Source organism: Streptomyces sp. NPDC002156, from assembly GCF_053593675.1.
On record NZ_JBSFDA010000094.1, the window covers coordinates 21573 to 39451 of the forward strand.

Annotated in this window: 19 protein-coding genes; 9 read left to right on the forward strand and 10 right to left on the reverse strand. The window is 70.9% G+C overall.

Annotated features, from left to right (window positions below):
- Positions 1 to 10: 10 nt before the first annotated feature.
- Together ACWCRB_RS31220 and ACWCRB_RS31225 are read right to left on the reverse strand one after the other, a co-directional pair.
- Positions 11 to 1132: an STM4014 family protein gene (locus tag ACWCRB_RS31220; protein ID WP_450999234.1), complete on the reverse strand. Its 1122-nt coding sequence runs from the start codon at positions 1130 to 1132 to the stop codon at positions 11 to 13.
- A gap of 48 nt (positions 1133 to 1180) precedes the next feature.
- Positions 1181 to 2149 (reverse strand): STM4015 family protein, encoded by a 969-nt coding sequence (locus tag ACWCRB_RS31225; protein WP_450999235.1) that lies wholly within the window; start codon positions 2147 to 2149, stop codon positions 1181 to 1183.
- A gap of 247 nt (positions 2150 to 2396) precedes the next feature.
- Between ACWCRB_RS31225 and ACWCRB_RS31230 the strand changes: the two genes are divergently transcribed.
- The 3 genes from ACWCRB_RS31230 to ACWCRB_RS31240 all read left to right on the forward strand — a co-directional run bounded on the left by ACWCRB_RS31230 (position 2397) and on the right by ACWCRB_RS31240 (position 4665).
- Complete coding sequence (locus ACWCRB_RS31230; RefSeq protein WP_369036366.1) at positions 2397 to 2723, forward strand: hypothetical protein; 327 nt, start codon at positions 2397 to 2399, stop codon at positions 2721 to 2723.
- A 96-nt stretch (positions 2724 to 2819) separates the two neighbouring features.
- Positions 2820 to 3845, forward strand: coding sequence for a DUF6745 domain-containing protein (locus tag ACWCRB_RS31235; protein ID WP_450999236.1), 1026 nt, complete (start codon positions 2820 to 2822; stop codon positions 3843 to 3845).
- A 58-nt stretch (positions 3846 to 3903) separates the two neighbouring features.
- Positions 3904 to 4665: a hypothetical protein gene (locus tag ACWCRB_RS31240; RefSeq protein ID WP_450999237.1), complete on the forward strand. Its 762-nt coding sequence runs from the start codon at positions 3904 to 3906 to the stop codon at positions 4663 to 4665.
- Here the strand turns inward: ACWCRB_RS31240 and ACWCRB_RS31245 are convergent.
- The gene (locus ACWCRB_RS31245; RefSeq protein WP_450999238.1) at positions 4655 to 5473 is read right to left on the reverse strand and encodes a PaaX family transcriptional regulator; all 819 of its coding nucleotides are present in this window, start codon (positions 5471 to 5473) and stop codon (positions 4655 to 4657) included. The genes ACWCRB_RS31240 and ACWCRB_RS31245 overlap by 11 nt on opposite strands.
- Positions 5474 to 5633: 160 nt before the next feature.
- On the opposite strand from ACWCRB_RS31245, the gene ACWCRB_RS31250 reads away from it, so the two are divergent.
- The 5 genes from ACWCRB_RS31250 to ACWCRB_RS31270 are packed head-to-tail and all read left to right on the forward strand — an operon-like array spanning position 5634 to position 9603.
- Positions 5634 to 6611: an ABC transporter substrate-binding protein gene (locus ACWCRB_RS31250; RefSeq protein WP_450999239.1), complete on the forward strand. Its 978-nt coding sequence runs from the start codon at positions 5634 to 5636 to the stop codon at positions 6609 to 6611.
- Positions 6608 to 7471, forward strand: coding sequence for an ABC transporter permease (locus ACWCRB_RS31255; protein WP_450999240.1), 864 nt, complete (start codon positions 6608 to 6610; stop codon positions 7469 to 7471). Before ACWCRB_RS31250 ends, ACWCRB_RS31255 begins: the two co-directional genes overlap by 4 nt.
- The gene (locus ACWCRB_RS31260) at positions 7468 to 8250 is read left to right on the forward strand and encodes an ABC transporter permease (protein ID WP_450999241.1); all 783 of its coding nucleotides are present in this window, start codon (positions 7468 to 7470) and stop codon (positions 8248 to 8250) included. Before ACWCRB_RS31255 ends, ACWCRB_RS31260 begins: the two co-directional genes overlap by 4 nt.
- A 13-nt stretch (positions 8251 to 8263) precedes the next feature.
- A complete protein-coding gene (locus ACWCRB_RS31265) occupies positions 8264 to 9091 on the forward strand; it encodes an ABC transporter ATP-binding protein (protein WP_450999242.1) in 828 nt (275 codons plus the stop codon).
- Positions 9091 to 9603 (forward strand): hypothetical protein, encoded by a 513-nt coding sequence (locus ACWCRB_RS31270; RefSeq protein ID WP_450999243.1) that lies wholly within the window; start codon positions 9091 to 9093, stop codon positions 9601 to 9603. Before ACWCRB_RS31265 ends, ACWCRB_RS31270 begins: the two co-directional genes overlap by 1 nt.
- Here ACWCRB_RS31270 and ACWCRB_RS31275 read toward each other — a convergent pair.
- The 5 genes from ACWCRB_RS31275 to ACWCRB_RS31295 are packed head-to-tail and all read right to left on the reverse strand — an operon-like array spanning position 9600 to position 14886.
- On the reverse strand, positions 9600 to 10622 hold the full coding sequence (locus ACWCRB_RS31275; protein WP_450999244.1) for a Gfo/Idh/MocA family protein: 1023 nt from the start codon (positions 10620 to 10622) through the stop codon (positions 9600 to 9602). The two genes, ACWCRB_RS31270 and ACWCRB_RS31275, sit on opposite strands and share 4 nt — an antisense overlap.
- Complete coding sequence (locus tag ACWCRB_RS31280; RefSeq protein ID WP_450999245.1) at positions 10619 to 11662, reverse strand: Gfo/Idh/MocA family protein; 1044 nt, start codon at positions 11660 to 11662, stop codon at positions 10619 to 10621. The genes ACWCRB_RS31275 and ACWCRB_RS31280 overlap by 4 nt, the downstream gene beginning before the upstream one ends.
- A gap of 40 nt (positions 11663 to 11702) precedes the next feature.
- On the reverse strand, positions 11703 to 12563 hold the full coding sequence (locus ACWCRB_RS31285) for a carbohydrate ABC transporter permease (RefSeq protein ID WP_450999246.1): 861 nt from the start codon (positions 12561 to 12563) through the stop codon (positions 11703 to 11705).
- A complete protein-coding gene (locus ACWCRB_RS31290) occupies positions 12560 to 13543 on the reverse strand; it encodes a carbohydrate ABC transporter permease (protein WP_450999247.1) in 984 nt (327 codons plus the stop codon). Before ACWCRB_RS31290 ends, ACWCRB_RS31285 begins: the two co-directional genes overlap by 4 nt.
- Entirely contained in the window at positions 13540 to 14886 is a 1347-nt protein-coding gene (locus tag ACWCRB_RS31295) for an ABC transporter substrate-binding protein (RefSeq protein WP_450999248.1), read from the reverse strand. Before ACWCRB_RS31295 ends, ACWCRB_RS31290 begins: the two co-directional genes overlap by 4 nt.
- A gap of 219 nt (positions 14887 to 15105) precedes the next feature.
- Here ACWCRB_RS31295 and ACWCRB_RS31300 point away from each other — a divergent pair, with 219 nt between their 5' ends.
- A complete protein-coding gene (locus ACWCRB_RS31300; RefSeq protein WP_450999249.1) occupies positions 15106 to 16332 on the forward strand; it encodes an ROK family protein in 1227 nt (408 codons plus the stop codon).
- 14 nt (positions 16333 to 16346) lie between these two features.
- Here the strand turns inward: ACWCRB_RS31300 and ACWCRB_RS31305 are convergent, their stop codons facing one another.
- Both ACWCRB_RS31305 and ACWCRB_RS31310 read right to left on the reverse strand, forming a co-directional pair.
- On the reverse strand, positions 16347 to 16955 hold the full coding sequence (locus ACWCRB_RS31305; protein ID WP_450999250.1) for an AraC family transcriptional regulator: 609 nt from the start codon (positions 16953 to 16955) through the stop codon (positions 16347 to 16349).
- Positions 16956 to 16983: 28 nt separating this feature from the next.
- The coding region (locus ACWCRB_RS31310) for a Dyp-type peroxidase (protein WP_450999251.1) at positions 16984 to 17879 on the reverse strand (896 nt) is incomplete at its 5' end.

Below are 17879 nucleotides of genomic sequence, written 5' to 3' on the forward strand. Positions count from 1 at the left end.
GGGAGAGGGCTCAGAGGGTGGCATGGGCGGTCCTCGGCAGTGAGAAGGAAGGGGCCGCCGCGACCTGTGCGGCGTACGTGTCCAGGCCCTCCGCCCCGCTGCCCGGCAGGCCGGTCAGACGGGGGAGCAGGTCGCCGAACGCGTTGACCTCGCCGACGGCGAAGCGGCGCCAGCCGATGGCCGGCAGGAGGTCGACGCCGACGCACAGGGTGCCGGGGAAGCAGGCCGCGGCCCGCTCGCCGGCTTCGAGGGCCGTGGCCCACCGGTCACCGGCCAGCGCCCGTACGGCCGCCAGGTCGCCGCGCGCCCCGCCGAGATGCAGGTTGGTCAACGGGGAACGGCTCGTGCGGACCACGGCGTGGGTGGCCCGTCCGCCCACGACGACGATGCGCAGATCCGCCGACCGGCCGCCGAGCGAGGCCTTCGGCAGCCACCGCTCGATGTGCAGCCCGTCCGGGGCGAGCGTGTCGACGATCGCGGCGATCTCCCGTTCCTCGGTATAGCGGCGCACGCGCAGGGAGTTGTGGAGCCGGCCCGCCTCGGCGCGCTCCACGGACGTGGTCGCGCGGATCCGCCCCGACGCGGTCGTCTCGATCGCCAGCACACCGGAGGCGGAGGAACCGTGCGCGAGCTTGACGAAGACACGCCGCAGGTCCGCCTCCGCCATGAGGCGCCGTACGTCCGCCCAGTCCCGCACCGGCGGTACGTCCCCGGAAGTGGGCGACGGCGGCACGGGCACGCCCGCCCGGGCGAGCCGGTCGTGACACAGCCGTTTGTCGAACATCACGGCCAGCTCCACCGGGTCGTCGAGCCGCCGCCCGCCGCGCAACGAGGCCACGCCCTCCAGGAACCGCCCGTACCAGCGCGCGGACCCCTCCACCCGCGTCGGATCGTCGCCCCCGCGCAGGAGCACATCCACCTCGGCGTTCTCCCCCGGAGAGTCGAGGCGGACCAACTCGTCGTCCGCGAAGTCGTGTCCGCCCTCCCGCAGCACGTCGTGCCACTCGACCACGCGAGGCGTGCCGTGACCGGCGGCCTCGGTGGCCGCGGCGAACAGGCTCACCCGACGGTTGTCCCCATTGGCGACCACCGCCCACCTCGGCGGGGCATCCCCCGGACCCCTGCGCCCCATGGTGCTCACCTTTCCCCCTTCGTACCTGCCTCCGGACCCCCGAGCGCTCTACTCGCCCACCGAGACGAACCGCCAGACCGTGCCGTCGTCCTCCTCGTCGGAGTCGGCGTCGTCGGAATCGGCGTCGACCTCCACTCCGGCGGGCTCCAGCGTCTCCAGCAACCGCGTGCGCAGTTCCTCGCTCAGGTAGTTGTGGTGCAGGTCGAGCTTCTTCAGATGCGTCAACGGCTGACCGGTCAGCAGCGCCGTGGCGCCGTCGTCGGTGAGCACGCCCATCGAGACGTCGAGAACCTCCAGGCGCGCCACCACCGGCGCGGACGCGAGCGCCGTACAGACGGCGTCCTGGATCTCGCTGTTGCGCAGGGCGAGATGCTTCAGGCTCGGCAGCCTCGTGCCCGCGAAGAAGGGCTCCAGATCGGCCACGTCGGCGTCGCCCCCGTACTCGGGCGTGCCCAGCCACAGGTCGAGTTCGACGAGGGCGGGCAGATCGCTGCCCGCGATGCCGCGCACGACCTCGACGGGCAGGCCGCCGGATTCGACGGTCAGCTTGCGCAGCCGCTCGTGACGGACGGCGGGGAAGACCAGCTCACTGCCCCCGCGGACGCCGAACTCCTCCAGGTCGGGAAAGGCCTCCAGGAGGGGAGTGACGTCGCCCTGGTTGATCCAGGAGATCTCGCACTCCTCCGACAGCATGTCGCCCAGGAACACGCCGCGCAGGGCGGGCAGTCGGTCGCGGGCCGCGACCAGCGCCTTGATCACCTCGTCCGGGCCGCTCTCGTACGCGTCGCTCCACGCGCCGACGATCAGGGCGCGGACCTGACGGGTGTCGACGGTCTCCAGGAAGCGGGCGAAGGCGTCCTCCCACTCCTCCTTGGAGTCGTAGGAGTCCACGGCGATGCGCCAGGCGACGGACTCCGGCGACGGGAGGGCGGACGCGTCCGCCGGTGTGTCACCGGCGTCGGGAAAGGCGAAGGCCGGCAGGCCGTGGAGTTCCTGGAGGTGGCTACCGAGGGTCATGCGTGCCTGCTCCCTGATGCTGGGGCCGTTGGATCGGCGGTCGTGGTTCCCGTCCTGGCGCGCGCCGATCGCGTCCAGGTAGAGGAGTTCTACCAAGCCCCACTGACAACGCGGCCAACTGGGGCCTCCCACACGGCGAAGGGGCCCTTCGGCGGCCCGTGGACGACCGCTGCGAGGGCCGATTGTCAGTGCCCGCCCCTACGGTCGTTCCCATGGCACACGGCGTGCCGCATCGGGAGGGAGACCCATGTACCGGCAGGGAGACGTACTGATCGTGGCGCTGGCGGAGGGCGCGGTGCCGGAGTACGCGGTCGACGCGGCGTCCGAACCGCGCGACGGCCGTGGCCGACTCGTCCTGGCGCTCGGCGAGGTCACCGGGCACGCCCATGCGGTGGCCGGCCCGGGACGGCTGATCCGCGAGGCCGGCGTGTTCGGCCCGATGCTGCTGCACGTGCCCGAGGGAGCACGCGTCGTCCACGAGGAGCATGCGGCGATCACGCTCCCGAAGGGCTGGTACCGGGTGATCAGGCAGCGGGAGTACGTACCGGGTTCGGTGCGCGTCGTCGCCGACTGACCACGCCCCGGGCACATGTGCGGGACGAACGAAGCGAAAGGGCCGGACGGCACGGGGATGCGGGCCGGCGACAGCACTTGGAGAGGAACGGCACTGATGGACCAGGGCAGTTGGCGGGCGGCGGCGACAGCGACGGGACCGGGCGACCGGGCGGCGGCCGAGGAAGGCGTCCGGCTCGCCTACCGGCGCGCGGGGCTGGCGGAACCCGAGCGCATCGTGTGGGCGCGCTCGCCCCTCGAAGCCGTACGGATGCTCATGACGGGGACGCACCCGGACGGTTCGCCGCTGGGTGCCCTCGGCGCCGGTGCCCGCAACGCCGTGTGGAGCGCGCCCTGGGCGGCCGAACGGGCGCGGCTGCACGCGCAGTTGGGCCCGGAGCGGTGGAGCGGGCACTGGCGCGCCACGGGAGCCGGACTGTGGGAGTCGACCCGCATGCTGGTCGACCGGGTGCGGGCGGGGATCGTCGAGGAACTCGGCGCCGACCGCAAGGAGGAGGCGCGGGTCCGTCTGCTGCTTCTGGACGCCGCGCTGGGACAGCACGACGCGGCCTGGCTGTGCGCGTTCGAGCCCGGCGACGACAGCCCACTGGCCGGCCTCGCCGCCGTGGCGCGCGACGCGGGCTGGTGGTGGCCGTACGAGAAGACGGTGGTCCTCAGCGAACGCCCGCTGACCCTGCACCGCGACGAGGCGGGCCGCCTGGACCGGGGCGACGGGCCCGCACTCGGCTACGCGGACGGGTTCGAGCTGTACGCCTGGCGCGGCATGCCCGTCCCGAAGGACTTCCTGGACGAACTGACCGCACTGACCCCGGAACGCATCCGCGACGAGGAGAACGCCGAACTCCGGCGCGTGATGCTGGAGTTCTACGGCTACGACCGCTACCTGGAGGAGTCCGGCGCGGTCCCCGTCCACCGCGACGAGACGGGCGTGCTGTGGCGCGTCCAACTTGTCGGCGACGAGGACGTGGTGATGGTCGAAGTCGTCAACTCCACACCTGAACCGGACGGGTCGAGCCGTACGTACTGGCTGAGGGTGCCGCCGACGACCCGTACGGCCCGTGAGGGAGTGGCCTGGACGTTCGGTGTCGACGCGGAGGTGTACGAGCCTCTGCGACAGACGTGAACGGGGGCAGTGCTGCGATCATCCTGACGAAGGTGGAAGGCACGGCCGAGGGAGCAGGATGATTTCTGAGCCGGAGATGGCGGGGGAGTTCGGTGGAGTCGACACCCGCGAGGTGGTGGGCGGCTTCGACGAGGAGCCCGGTGGGGAACTCCGGCCGCGAAGGCCGTGGCAGTGGGCGCTGGGAGGGGCGGTCATGGCGTCGGTCCTCTGGACAGCGGCGCTGTTCCTGTACGGAGGGGGCGATCGAACGCCGGACCTGAGCGGGTACCAGCTGAAGCAGGACCCTTGCCCGTCGCTCCGGTTGAAGGCGATCGGCGAGGTGATCGCGCCGCGAGAGCCCACCACCAAGGTCGATTCCGGGCTGCTGCGCCATGCCGCCCTCGACCAGATCCAGTGCTCCATACCTCTCCGGTTCCTGGCCGGCGCGGGGGAGTCCGGGAAGGGCTGGTTCACCGGCTACACCGTCGGAATAACGGTGGCACTGCACAAGAAGACCGACCCCGGCGCGGAGTTCGAGGCACGACGACGGGTGACCGATGACGGCGTTCTGCCCGAAGAACAGGTCGAGACAGTTCCGGACCTCGGCGACAAGGCGTATCTCCTGACCCGGGACAACGGCAATGCGGAGTTGCGGGTGCTGGAGGGCGGAGCGGTCCTCTCGCTGGATCTCTCCGTCTTCACGTACTACCAGAGCGAGCGCGATGGTGAGGGCGAGGACGAGAACGCGGTCGGTGGCGGGCCGGAACTCCCTGACCTGTCCTTGTACCGGTCGGCCATGATCACTGACATGCGTGACCTGATGTCGAGCCTCAAGCGGTGACCGCGGCGCCGGGCGGCGGTCTCGTGGTCTCCAGGAACTCGATGGCCGTCCGGCGGGCGGGGGCCTCCGTCTGTCGCGCGATGCGGTGGAAGGTCTCCTGGGCCGCGCGGGCCGGCCAGTCGGAGGGCAGGTGGCGGGCGGGCAGCCGTGGGTCGGTGCGGATGATGTCCAGCCACTCGCTGATCACCCGCAGCCGGATGCCGAGTGGATCGCCGCAGCCTGCGGTGGGCCAGGTGGACCAGCGCTCGTCGAAGTCGGCGTACCGGGCGCCGATGCCGCCCAGGTCCCAGGTGTCACGGATCATCAGGCCGATGTCGGTGGCGTCGTCGGCCGTGGCGTGGAAGATCTTGACGTGGGCGGCGAGGCCCAGCTCGGAGACGAGCGAGGAGGCGTCGACGTCACCGGGCGCGATCCATAATCCGCTGTACAGGGCGCCGAACCCCGACCAGGTGAGCCGGGAGCGCAGATCGTGCCGCTGGCGCTGCCAGGACTCGGGCAGCGAGAAGCCGAGCAGTGTCCAGGTGCCGTCCCAGTCGTCGTTGACGGCACCGGTCTGCCAGAGGCGCCGCTTTCCGTCCCAGAGGACCTGCTCGGCCTGCGGGGTCAGGCCGAAGTGCATCCTGCGGCCCTGGCGCTGACGCTGCAGCAGACCCCGGTTGACCATGCGGGTGAGGGTGGACCGGACGGCCGGTTCGCCGACTCCGGTGCGGGCGAGGACATCGATGATGCTGCCCGAGTACACGTGTCCGAGCCCCTCCTCCAGTACGTAGCTGCCGAAGAAGGCGAACAGGAGCGACTGAGGGCGCACTGAACTCCCTTGTGACTGGGCCTTGTTGGCTGGTGGCCGCGCTCGTCGAAGTCGTTGGGGCCTCTCTTGTCCGGAGTACTGACAGCGCGAACATAGGTGTGTACATTGCGGCCGTCAAGAAAGTGCACAACATTCGGTGTTGCTTCCTCAGGAGGAGCCCATGCAAAGGCGCATTCTCGGGCTTGCCGCAGTAGTGATCACGGTCGTCGGCGCGGCCGGATGCGGGTCGTCGGACCCGGCGGAGAGTGGTTCGTCGTCCTCGGACGGCAGCAAGACCACGCAGGTCAAGGTCGGCATCATCCCCATCATCGATGTCGCCCCGCTCTATCTGGGCCAGAAGAAGGGGTTCTTCAGCAGCCGGGGCATCGAGCTGGAGATGGTGAGTGCTCAGGGCGGCGCGGCGATCATCCCCGGTGTGGTGAGCGACCAGTTCCAGTTCGGGTTCAGCAACACCACGTCGCTGATGATCGCCCAGGTCAAGGGCGTACCGATCAAGTCCGTGGTCAACGGCGCGGCCTCCAACGGGAAGGTGGGGGGTGACGTCACCGGAGTGGCCGTCAAGAAGGACAGCTCGATCAAGTCGGCCAAGGACCTCGCCGGGCGGACGGTCGCCGTCAACACCCTTCAGAACATCGGATCCACCACGGTGCGCGAGTCGGTCCGGCTGGCCGGCGGTGACCCGTCGAAGGTCAAGTTCGTCGAAATGCCGTTCGACCAGATGCCGGCCGCACTGGACGGCGGGCGGGTGGACGCCGCCTGGATGGGCGATCCCGCGATGAACGCCGCCAAGGCGCAGGGTGCCCGCATCGTGGCCTCGCCGTTCGCCGAGACGGACCCGAAGCTCACCGTCGCGACCTACTTCACCTCCACCAAGCTCACGAAGGAGAACCCCGACCTGGTGAAGAAGTTCACCGAGGCCATGAGCGAGTCGCTGCAGTACGCCACCGACCACCCGGACGAGGCACGCCAGATCCTCACCACCTACACGAAGATCAGCGGCGACGTCCTGAACGAGCTCACACTGCCCGCCTGGCCGGCGGAGATCGACATGGCCTCGCTGGAGAAGCTGGCCTCCCTCGGGGAGACGGACGGCCTCTTCGACGGCAAGAAGCCCGACCTGACCGCCCTGTTCTCATGACCCGCCCCGCCGTCACCACCGCCATGGCGGGCCCCGCCGGGACCGACACCGGTCCCGGCGGGCTCCCCGCCCGGCGGCGACTCCCGGAGCGGGCCGTCACCCCGCTGCGGGGACTCGCCGGACTCGCCGGCCTGGTCGCCGTACTCGAAGTGCTGCCGCACACCGGCCTGGTGTCGGCCGACTACCTTCCACCGGCCTCCGAGACCCTCCGCGCACTGTGGGCGCTGCTCGCCGAGCAGACCTTCTGGACCGCGCTCGGCGACACCCTCACCGGCTGGGGCCTGGGCCTGGCCATCTCCGTCGTGGCGGGCGTGGCCGCCGGACTCGTCATCGGCTCGATCCCCGTACTGCGCGCGGTCACCGCCTCCACCATCGAGTTCCTGCGCCCCATCCCGTCCGTCGCCCTGATCCCCGTCGCCGTCCTCCTCTACGGCGCCGACCTCCGGTCGAAACTGCTGCTCGTGGTGTACGCCGCCTTCTGGCAGGTCATCGTCCAGGTCCTGGCCGGCATCCAGGACGTCGACCCGGTCGCCGACGACACCGCCCGCAGCTACCGGCTCGGCACCTGGGGGCGGCTGCGCCACGTCATGTGGCCCACCGCGCTGCCGTACGTCATGACGGGCGTACGGCTGGCCGCGACCGTGGCCCTCATCCTCGCCGTCACCGCCGAACTCGTCATCGGCGCACCCGGCCTCGGCCAGGAGATCGCCGTCGCCCAGACCTCCGGAGCCGTACCGCGTGTCTACGCCCTGGTCCTGGTCACAGGGCTGCTCGGAGTCGCCGTCAACCTGGCGGCGCGAGCGGTGGAGCGACGGGCACTGCACTGGCACCAGTCCGTACGCACGGAGGTGGCCGGATGACCGCCCTCACTGTCCTGCGCCGCGCCCTGCTCGTCTTCGGGCTGCCCGCCGTCCTCTTCGCGGTGTGGTGGTTCACCACCGCCGACAGCACCGACTTCTACGTCCCGCCCCTCTCCGCCATCCTGGAGGCCTTCGGGAAGACCTGGACGGGGGAGCGGCTGCTGTCCGACGTCGTCCCGAGCCTGCTGCGTCTCACGGCCGGCTATCTCCTCGCCGTGGTGATCGGCGTGGGGCTCGGGCTGCTGGTCGGCATGCGGCGGGCCGTACGCGACGTCCTGGAACCCGTCCTCGAACTCTTCCGGGCCATCCCGCCGCCCGTGCTCGTACCGGTGATCATGCTGTTCGCCGGCATCGGCGACACCATGAAGGTGCTCGTCATCGTGAGCGGCTGCGTATGGCCGATCCTGCTCAACACCGTCGAGGGTGTCCGCGCCGTGGACGAGGTGCTCAGCGACACCTGCCGGTCCTACGGCATCACCGGCACCGCCCGTCTGCGGCACCTGGTGCTGCGCGGGGCGAGCCCGCAGATCGTCACCGGCATGCGCCAGGCCCTGTCGATCGGCATCATCCTCATGGTCATCAGCGAGATGTTCGCCGCCAGCAACGGACTCGGCTTCACCATCGTCCAGTTCCAGCGCTCGTTCGCCATCCCCGAGATGTGGAGCGGCGTTCTGCTGCTCGGCATCCTCGGCTTCCTGCTGTCCCTGCTCTTCCGGTTCGCCGAGAACCGCGCCCTGGCCTGGTACCACGGCCTGCGCAGCGCCCGGCGCACCCCCTGAAACGGAGCCGTCGATGCTCGACGTACGCAACCTGCAGAAGATCTACACCGGCCGCAACCGCAATGTCGAAGCCCTGCGGAACCTGACCTTCCATATCGGTGCGGGTGAACTCGTCTGTCTGGTCGGGCCGTCGGGCTGCGGCAAGACGACGCTGCTGAAGTGCATGGCGGGACTGCTCGACCCCACCGCCGGTGAAGTGCTCCTGGAGGGGCGGCCGGTCGCCGGGCCACCGCCGGGCATGGCCGTCGTCTTCCAGGAGTACGGCCGCTCGCTGTTCGCCTGGATGAACGTCCGCGACAACGTCGCCCTGCCGCTGCGCCGCAAGAAGCTCGGCAAAGCCCGTGAGCGGGAACTCGTGGACCGCGCACTGGAAGTGGTCGGACTCGCCGACGCCCACGAGGCCTACCCCTGGCAGCTCTCCGGAGGCATGCAGCAGCGCGTCGCCATCGCCCGCGCCGTCGCGTACGAACCGAAGGTGCTGCTCATGGACGAGCCCTTCGCGGCCGTCGACGCGCAGACCCGCGCCGAACTGGAGGATCTGATCCGCGAGTTGTGGCGCGAACTCGGCGTCACCGTCCTGTTCGTCACCCACGACATCGACGAGGCCGTCTACCTCGGCCAGCGCACCGTCATCCTGTCCAAGTCACCGACCGTCGTACAGGAGGACCTCACCATCGACCTCCCCGACGAACGCGACCAGCTGCACACCCGCTCCAGCCCCCGCTTCGCCGAACTCCGCGCCCACGTTTACGAACAGATCCAGCGGGCCAAGTACCGGAGCGGGGACACGGACTCCCAGGTGGCGGACCGCGCACCCGAGCCCGCAGAGACACGGAGCTGATGAGCACGATCGACGACATCGCCGGCATCGAGGAACAGGTCGCTCTGGTCGACGCGGCCCTTCGGCCCATCGCCGAGCGGCCGGTGGACATCATGGATCCCGACTGGGTGACGAAGATGCGGGAGGGTCCCGACCCGCTGGACGAGGCGGGCGTCCGGGCGGAGGCCGAGTCCGCGCTGCGGGCCCTGATCGCCGTCTACGCGCAGGGCGACGAGACGGCTCGGGTGTCCGTGCGCGGGCTCTTCTCCCGCTACACCTCCTTCCGTTGGGCCACACACCTGCCCGTCGAACCCACCCCGGACGGCTTCCGGCAGCGGCTGCTGCACATGTCCGCCGTCGACCAGGGCAACGACACCCGCGACGAACTGCTCTCGCTGCGCGATCTGTGCGCGGACGCGCGGACGGCCGGGATCGACATCCGGCCGATCCTGGCCGAGGTGGCGGAACTGTCCAGCCGCGAGAACAAGTACGGGATGGGGTCGATGCGGGACATCCTGCTCGGCGCGGCCTAGAGCCTGTCCGGCAGCGCGACCGGCTGGCCGGTACGCAGTGACTCGTAGGCCGCCAGCACGATCCGGAGGGTGCGCAGGCCCGCCTCGCCGTCGGGGGAGGGGCGCCGCCCCGTGCGTACCGCGTCGAGGAACTCGTCGAGCATGGCGGCGTCCAGATCCGCCCCGCCCGCCTCCCAACGGCCGTGCCCGGTAACGGAGTTGAAGCCGCCGAGCAGTGGGGGGAAGGCGTCGAACTCCACGATCGCCTTCTCGGCGACGCAGGTCATGGCGAGCCCGCCCCAGGTCGGGTGGTCCGGCGGATGGCTCCAGCTGGCGTCCACGGCGGCCACCAGCCCGCCTGGGTACCGGATGGTGACAAGGCCCGCCGTCTCCACGTCCGGCGTGGGGCCGCCGTCGTCGAGGACGCTGTTCGCCTGGGCGTACACCTCCGCCGCCTGCTCGCCGTCGAGCAGCGCGTCCACGAGGTCGGCGATATGCACGGTGTGGTCGGCCAGCGCGCCGCCGCCCGACAGCTCGGGGTCGGCGAACCAGGGGTGCGAACGGGCCGGATTCGAGCCGTTGTTGGCGCCGTGGACGCTGATCAGCCCGCCGAGCGAGCCGTCGGCCAGGGCGCCGCGCAGGGCGGTGAACGCGGGGCTGAACCGTACGGGGTAGGCGGTCATCAACCGCACCCCGGCCCGGGCACAGGCGTCGATCATGGCCAGGGCGTCCGCCTCCGTCGTCGCGAGGGGCTTCTCGCACAGCACATGGGCCCCGCTCGCGGCGGCCCGTTCGACCAGGTGCCGGTGGCGGGCGTTCGCGCTGGTGACCACGACGGCGTCGGGGCGCAGCGCGAACACCTCGTCCCAGGTGTCCGCGTAGTCGGCGCCGAGTTGCTCGGCGAGGGCCCGGCCCCGGGTGGGGTCGCCGGGCGGGGCCTCGGGGTCCGCGGTGATCAGTTCGATGCTGTCGCGGTCGCGCAGCAGCCTGATGTAGGTCGCGGCGTGCAGATGGGCGAAGGACAGTACGGCGACTCTCACTGCTCGATTCCCTTCGTGGCGACGGCGGTTGACGTGGTTGCGGCGGTTGTCCGCAGGGTGAGTTCCACGGCCCGTCCGGTACGCGCCGACTCGGCCGCGGCCTCGGCCATACGGACGGCCGCCACACCGTCCCGGCCGCTCACCCGGGGCTCCGGACCGCCCGCGAAGGCCTCGGCGAACTCACGGATCTGGGTGAGGTAGGGCGACTCCCCGAAGTCCCCGGCCGGTATGCCCGCCGCCGGGCCACTGGACACGGCGCCGGTGATCCGCAGATCCAGGTGGGCCAGGGAGTCGTGCTCGACGGTGCCGCCGGTGCCCGACACATGGAACGTCGTCCGGAACGGTGTCGCCGGTGGCCCCCACACCCCCACGACCTGGGTGACGGTGCCGCTCGCGTGGGTGAGTACGGCGGTACCGGTGGCGACCGCACCTTCCGGAGCCGGGGCGGTGAGGTGCCCCTGCTGTCGGGCGTGCACCCGGACGACGTCGCCGAAGAGCCAGCGCGCGATGTCCATGTCGTGGATCATCTGGTCCGTCAGGATCCCGCCGGAACGCGCCGGGTCGGCGAACCAGCCGCTCCAGGTGGGATAGCGGCCGGTACGAGTGAACCGGGCGACCGCCACCCGCCCCAGGCCGCCCCCGGCGACGAGGTCGCGCAGTCGGGCGTACGCGGGGAAGAACCGCACGACATGGCCCGGGTACAGGCGCACCCCGGCCGCCTCCGCAGCGTCGGCCATCTCCTCAGCCTCGGTCGCACCGAGCGCCAGTGGCTTCTCGCACAGGACATGGGCGCCGGCCGCCACGGCGGCCAGGGTGATCTCCCGGTGGGTGTCGGTCGGGGTGCACACGTCCACCACACCGGCCCCGTCGAGCGCCTCGCCCAGGGAGCCCACCGATGTCGCGCCGAACTCGCGGGCCAGGGCCGGGGCTTGGCCGTCGGGCGCGTAGAGGCGTACCCGCGCGCCGAGGGCCGTCCACGCAGGCAGATGAGTGCGGGCGATGCCGCCCGCGCCGATCAGCGCGACTTCGAGTTCTGCCATGGAAATCTCCGACCTCCTGTGCGTACGTTTCCGAGTGCGGTCAGCCCTTGAGGGCGCCGCTGAGCACGCCACTGATGAAGTGCCGCTGGAAGAACAGATAGACGAGCACCACCGGGGCGATCACGATCAGCGTGGCGGCGGCGAGCAGCGGCACGTCGACACCGAACTGCCCGGTGAAGAAGCCCAGTCCGGCGGGGGCCGTACGTCGGGCCGGGTCCTGGATCAGGATCAGCGGGAGCAGGAACTGGTTCCAGCTCCACACGAAGTACAGAACACCCAGCGTGGTCACCGCCGGACGGGAGCTGGGCAGCAGGATCCGCCAGAGCGTCGCCCACGACGAGGCACCGTCGAGGCGCGCCGCCTCGATGAGACTGCGGGGCATGGTCGCGAAGTGGGCGCGCATCCAGAACACCCCGAACGGCATGAACGCCCCGATCTCCGCGAGCGCCAGCCCCGGCACCGTGTTCGTCAGCCCCACGGCCCGCAGGTCGTAGTAGAGCGGGATGACCGTGCCCTCGGTGGGGATGGACAGCCCGAGCAGCAGAAACGCGTAGAACCGCCCCCGGCCGGGCACGTCGAGCGTTGCCAGGGCGTATCCGGCCAGCGTCGCGCACACCACCGCGGCCGGCACCACACACACCGCGATCACCACACTCGACCGCAGCAGCGTGCCGAACCCCGCCGCCGACCACGCCCGGGAGAAGTTCTCGAAGTGCAGCCCGTCCGGCAAGGCGAACCCGGTCAGCGGGGCGCCCGCGGGCTGGAGCGCCGCCAGCAGCAGGGAGGCGAACGGCACGAGTACGGCGGCCATGAACAGGACGAGGACGACGGGCGCCGCCAGCCGTCCGGCGACCGCTCGCGCGGGAGCAGCCGGTGAAGTCGTCGACGTCAGCGAGGTCACGGTGCCTCCCTGGACAGCCGGTTGATCACCAGGACGGCGACCGAGATGACCGCCGTCAGCACGATCGCCAGCGCGCTGGCCACCCCGACCGCGCCGCCCCCGAACGCCAGCCGGTAGATGAGGATGCCGGGGACGACCGTGCTGTTGCCCGGGCCGCCGCCGGTGGTGATGTAGATGAGGTCGAAGCTGGACAGGGCCGCGATCACGGTGATGGACAGCGCCACCGCGAACTCCGGGCGCAGGAGGGGGACGGTGATCGACCAGAACTCCCGTACGGGGCCCGCCCCGTCCATCCGCGCCGCCTCGTAGATCTCCTGGTCGATGCGCTGGGTCCCGGACAGGAACAGCACCATGCACAGGCCCGAGACGACCCACGTCCCGATCAGCCCGACGGCCGGCAGGGCCCAGGTGAAGCTGCCCAGCCAGGCGTCCGCGAACCCGCCCAGACCGACCGCCCGCAGCCCCTGGTTGAGGATGCCGTCCTCGGCGTACACCCAGCGCCACAGGATGCCGACCGCGACCAGCGGGATGACCTGCGGCAGGAACAGCACCGTACGGACCAGTCCGGTGCCCCGGCGCCCGGCCCGCCGGGACACGATCGCCGCCGCGACCAGGCCCACACAGATCGGCAGCACGGAGAAGAACAGGATCAGCGCGCCCGCATGCCAGGCGGCGGCGCGCAGTTGCGGATCGGTGCCTATACGCCGGTAGTTGTCGAGGCCGACGAAGGAGGGGAGGGTCACGCCGTCCCAGTCGAAGAACGAGAGGTAGGCGGTGTGCAGCATCGGCAGGACGGAGAACAGCGTGTAGGGGAGCAGGGCGGGCAGCAGGTACAGCAACGCCACGGCCCGGCGTCGGCGGCGGCCGGACCGTGCCGTACGGCGGTCCCCGCGCCCGGCACGGTCCGGCGCGGGCTTCGTCGGGCGCGGGGCGGCGAGGGCGCGGGCGGGCTCCGTCAGTCGCCGGTCGGCAGTGGTCATTTGTGGTAGTTCTCATAGTCCGTCTGGAGCCCGGCCAGGAACTTCTCGGGGGAGACCTTGCCGCCGACCAGCAGCTGGAGCTGGGTGGTGAGGGTGTCGCCCATCGTCGGGGTGGAGGAGTTCTGGATGAACGGCTGAAGCCCGGCGTCCTTGACGATCGTCTGCCAGCCCGCCTGGACATCGCCGATCAGCCCGCTCTGGCTCGGCATGGCGCCCGCGTCGGGAGCCATGAAGCCCGCCTTGGCGGTCACGGCGGCTGCCTGAGCGCTCGCCGCGAAGTCGAGGAACGCGGCTGCCGCCGCCGCGTTCTTGGACTTGCTGGACACGCAGTAGTACACACCGGCGCCGGTGGTGCGAACCTTTCCGCCGACCGTGACGGGCGGCATGTTGAAGTAACCGGCCTGCTCGCCAAGGCCCTTGGCCACCGCTGCAGCCGCCCAGTTGCCGCTGATGCGGAAGACACCCTCGCCCTTGGCGAACGCGGCGGTGGCGTCGTTGTCGCTGACCCCGTTGACCTTCGGGGTGACGTACCCCTTGTCCACCCACCGCAGCAGCGTCTCCGCCGCTGTCTTCGCCTCCGGCAGCTCGATGGTGGCGCTCTGGTGGCCGTAGGCCCACGCCTCGCGGTCCTTCGGCGTCAGATAGGCCGAGAGCAGCACGTTGAAGGGGTGGTTGAGACCGCCGTCGAGATTGCCTGCGACGAGCGCGGTCTCACCGGCCGCCTTGGCCTTGGCGAAGAGCGCCTCCAACTCCGCGAGCGTGGCCGGGGGAGTGTTCAGGCCCAGTGCCTTCGCCTTGGTCTTGTTGTAGTAGACGCCTTCGAACGACAGGCCCGCGCCCACCCCGTACAGGTCACCGGTGCCGACGGTCTTGCCGTCCTGGGTGAGGGTGATCTGGTCCAGGCCGGGGAACTTCTCCGCCCAGCCGTACGCCTTGCCGTACTCGCCGACCTTGAGCAGCAGCCGTCCGGGGACGAGGTTCTGCATGCCCGACGTGAACTGGGCGATGTCGGGGGCGCTGTCGGCGGACATCGTGGTGTTGATGCTCTTGAGGTAGTCGTCCCAGCCCGTGTACTGGCGCTTGACGGTGATGTTGGGGTGCTTCTCGCGGAAGGCAGCGAGCAGACCCGGGGTCATGCTGGTGTCGTCGGCGTCGGCGACCACCAGCGTGATCTTGTCGGCCGGCACGGCGGTGGAGACCGGGCCGGTGCTGCTCTTGTCGGACGACGAGGCGCCCGGGGTCAGCTCACTGCACGCGGTGAGCGCCATCGCGCCGATCGCGCCGGTGGCCGTGAGGAACGTACGTCTGGACAGGGACGACGGACTGGGGCTCATGGGGCTCATGAGATCTCCTGGGCATGACGGGACAGGGAAGCCGAGGGAGAGAAGAAGAGAGGAGAGGGGTAGGGGCGCGACGGGGAGGCATGCGCCCTGGTTCGATAACGCAGTTGCGTTTTATAATCGGAGTGGGTCCGGTCCGCGTCAAGCACTCACGGCTGGATTGTTATCGTCGGGACGATCGGTGCCGGTCCCCGATGTGCCCGCTGCTCAGGAGGTTGATCATTGGTCCCGCAGACGTGGTGGCCGCTCGGCGGACTGCCGGAGCCGTCCCCGCCCGGGCGTGAACTCCCGGCGGTGGTGGGCGTCGCGGACCTGCGGGCCACGAACGCGGCGGCCGTCCTCGCCGCCGTCCGCTCGACGGACCCGCACCCCCGGCTCGCCGCACTGGCCGAGGCGACGAAGCTCTCCCGGCCCACGGTCGAGGCGATCGTCGAGGAACTCACCGACTGCGGCCTCATCGAGGTCGCCCCGGCCGTCTCCGCCCGGGGCCAGCGCTCGCCCGGTCGCCCGGCCCGCCGGTTCCGCTTCCGCCCGCACGCGGGCTTCGTCGTCGGGGTGGACGTACGGGCCCGGTCGGTGAGCGCCTGTCTGGCCGACCTGGACGGCAGGCCGGTGGCCGTCGAACGAACGTCGGTGCGCGCCGACTTGGGCGGCCAGGCCCGCGCCCGTGCCGTGACCGCCGTAGTACAGCGGGCAATTGACCGCTCAGGGGCCGACGCCCCGCGGGTGTGGGCCGCGACGGTGGGCACCCCCGGTCTGGTGAACCGCGGCAACACCCGGATCCGGCAGGCCGACAACCTCAAGGGCTGGGCCGAGGCGGACATCGTCACCGTCCTGAGCGACACCCTCGGCTGCCCGGTGGCCGTCGAGAACGACGCCAACCTCGCCGCACTGGGCGAGCAGTGGCGCGGGGTCGGCGGCGCGGCCGACGAGATGGTGTTCGTCCTGCTCGGCGAACGCCTCGGCGCCGGTGTCATCACCGGGGGACGGCTGCTGCGCGGACACCGGGGCGCGGCCGGTGAGATCGGGTTCATCCGCTTCCCCGGCAGTACGTCGTCCCAGCCCGGCCTCGAACCCCTGGTCCCGGACAGTGTCCGCGGCGCCGCCTCGGGGGACCCGGAAGCGGTCGCGGCCATCACCTCGTACGGCCGGAGACTGGCCGCCGGGATCGCGCCCGTGCTGCTCGCGCTCGACCCGGCGCTGGTCGTGCTCGGCACCAGTCTCTTCCCCGTACCCGGCCTGCTGCCGGCGGCGGAACTCCTGCTGGCGGCGGCCGAGGAGGAGGCGGGCAGTCTCCTCGTCGACCTGCCGCAGTGGCGGCTGTCCGCGCTGGGCGACGAGGCCGTGATCACCGGCGCGGTGCGGTTCGCCCTCTCCTCCGTCGAGGAGGTGCTCCGCACCCGGCCCACCAGCCTTCCGGCGCGGGGCACGCTCGTGGAGCACTCGTAGGGCTCGGTGCGGCGTCAGCGCAGTGCGGCCTCGCCGGCGTGGACCGCACGCAGGGCGCGCTCGACGCTCTGCTGGTTCTCACCGACCGGAGCCACGTAGTCGAGGACGGCTCGCGCGGCGGCCTCCCCGAGCGTCCGGGTGATCACCCAGGCGGCGAGGTACTGCGACGCCATGCAGCCGCCCGCCGTGGCGATGTTCCCCTCGGCGTGGAACGGCGCGTCGAGCACGGTGACGCCACGCGCCTCGACGAAGGGGCGGCTCGTCCGGTCCGTACAGGCGGGCATGTCACCGAGCAGACCGAGCCGGGCGAGCACCAGCGCGCCGGAGCACTGGGAACCGATCAGCTGACGTGCGGGGTCGAGCGGCAGCCTGGCGATCAGCCCGTCGTCGGCGATCACCTCGCGCGCCTTCACCCCGCTGCCGATCAGCACGACATCCGCCTCGGTCACGAACTCCATCGGGCGCTGCCCGGTCACCTCGACGCCGTTCATCGACGTGACCACCGGCGTCGGCGTCGTGATGAAGGCCTCCAGACCGTCCTTGCGGCAGCGGTTGATCAGCGCGGACGCGATGAAACTGTCGAGTTCGTTGAACCCGTCGAAGGTGACCACGGCTACCTGCACGACAACCCCTTTCAGTACGTACGGCTGTCTATTGTTCCGCAGCCAGGAGACCGTCGGCGGCCCGGACCCGGACCGCCGCTTCCGGGGCGGCGGGCGGGTCGTCGAGGAAGTCGACGGTCGGTACGTGGAACAGCGTGCCGGTGACAGCCGTGGAGAAGTCGAGCAGCCGGTCGTGGCTGCCCGGCGGATCGCCGATGAACATGTTCTCCAGCATGCGCTCGATGACCGACGGGGTGCTGGAGTAGCCGATGAAGTACGTGCCGAACTCCCCGCGCCCGGGCGCCCCGAAGGGCATGTTGCTGCGCAGGATCTCCCGTTCGGTGCCGTCGGGGTCGGTGATAGAGGTGAGCGCGACATGCGAGTCGGCGGGCTTGACGTCGTCGGGCAGCTCGATGTCGGAGAGCTTGTGGCGGCCGACCGCCCGTTCCTGCGCCTCGACCGGCAGGGCGTTCCACGCCGGCAGGTCGTGCAGGTACTTCTGCACGATGACATAGCTGCCGCCGGTGAAGTCCGGGTCCTGGTCCGGATCGGCGTCACCGATGACGACGGCGGTGTTCGCGGCTGGCCCGGTGGGGTTCTCGGTGCCGTCGACGAAACCGAGCAGGTTGCGTTCGTCGAAGTACTTGAAGCCGGATACCTCGTCCCGGACGGTGACCGCGCCGCGCAGCCGGTCCATCAGCTGGGTGGCCAGCTCGAAGCACAGGTCCGGCTGCCGGGCCTTGATGTGGAAGAGCAGATCGCCCGGGGTGGCCGGCGCGGTGTGCTTGGCGCCGACGACTTCCCGGAAGGGATGCAGCTCGGCCGGCCTGGGACCGGTGAACAGCCGGTCCCAGGCCGCGGGGGCGCTGGCGGCGGCGCCGGGCAGCTCCCCATACCCAACGGGATGGCACACCTCATAAAAACAGACACCACATAAGAAAAAAC

Bases quoted from the DNA above. Each gene is read 5' to 3' on its own strand.
- ACWCRB_RS31220 (WP_450999234.1), bottom strand. From the start codon at position 1,132: ATGGGGCGCAGGGGTCCGGGGGATGCCCCGCCGAGGTGGGCGGTGGTC.
- ACWCRB_RS31225 (WP_450999235.1), bottom strand. From the start codon at position 2,149: ATGACCCTCGGTAGCCACCTCCAGGAACTCCACGGCCTGCCGGCCTTC.
- ACWCRB_RS31230 (WP_369036366.1), top strand. From the start codon at position 2,397: ATGTACCGGCAGGGAGACGTACTGATCGTGGCGCTGGCGGAGGGCGCG.
- ACWCRB_RS31235 (WP_450999236.1), top strand. From the start codon at position 2,820: ATGGACCAGGGCAGTTGGCGGGCGGCGGCGACAGCGACGGGACCGGGC.
- ACWCRB_RS31240 (WP_450999237.1), top strand. From the start codon at position 3,904: ATGATTTCTGAGCCGGAGATGGCGGGGGAGTTCGGTGGAGTCGACACC.
- ACWCRB_RS31250 (WP_450999239.1), top strand. From the start codon at position 5,634: ATGCAAAGGCGCATTCTCGGGCTTGCCGCAGTAGTGATCACGGTCGTC.
- ACWCRB_RS31255 (WP_450999240.1), top strand. From the start codon at position 6,608: ATGACCCGCCCCGCCGTCACCACCGCCATGGCGGGCCCCGCCGGGACC.
- ACWCRB_RS31260 (WP_450999241.1), top strand. From the start codon at position 7,468: ATGACCGCCCTCACTGTCCTGCGCCGCGCCCTGCTCGTCTTCGGGCTG.
- ACWCRB_RS31265 (WP_450999242.1), top strand. From the start codon at position 8,264: ATGCTCGACGTACGCAACCTGCAGAAGATCTACACCGGCCGCAACCGC.
- ACWCRB_RS31270 (WP_450999243.1), top strand. From the start codon at position 9,091: ATGAGCACGATCGACGACATCGCCGGCATCGAGGAACAGGTCGCTCTG.
- ACWCRB_RS31280 (WP_450999245.1), bottom strand. From the start codon at position 11,662: ATGGCAGAACTCGAAGTCGCGCTGATCGGCGCGGGCGGCATCGCCCGC.
- ACWCRB_RS31290 (WP_450999247.1), bottom strand. From the start codon at position 13,543: ATGACCACTGCCGACCGGCGACTGACGGAGCCCGCCCGCGCCCTCGCC.
- ACWCRB_RS31295 (WP_450999248.1), bottom strand. From the start codon at position 14,886: ATGAGCCCCATGAGCCCCAGTCCGTCGTCCCTGTCCAGACGTACGTTC.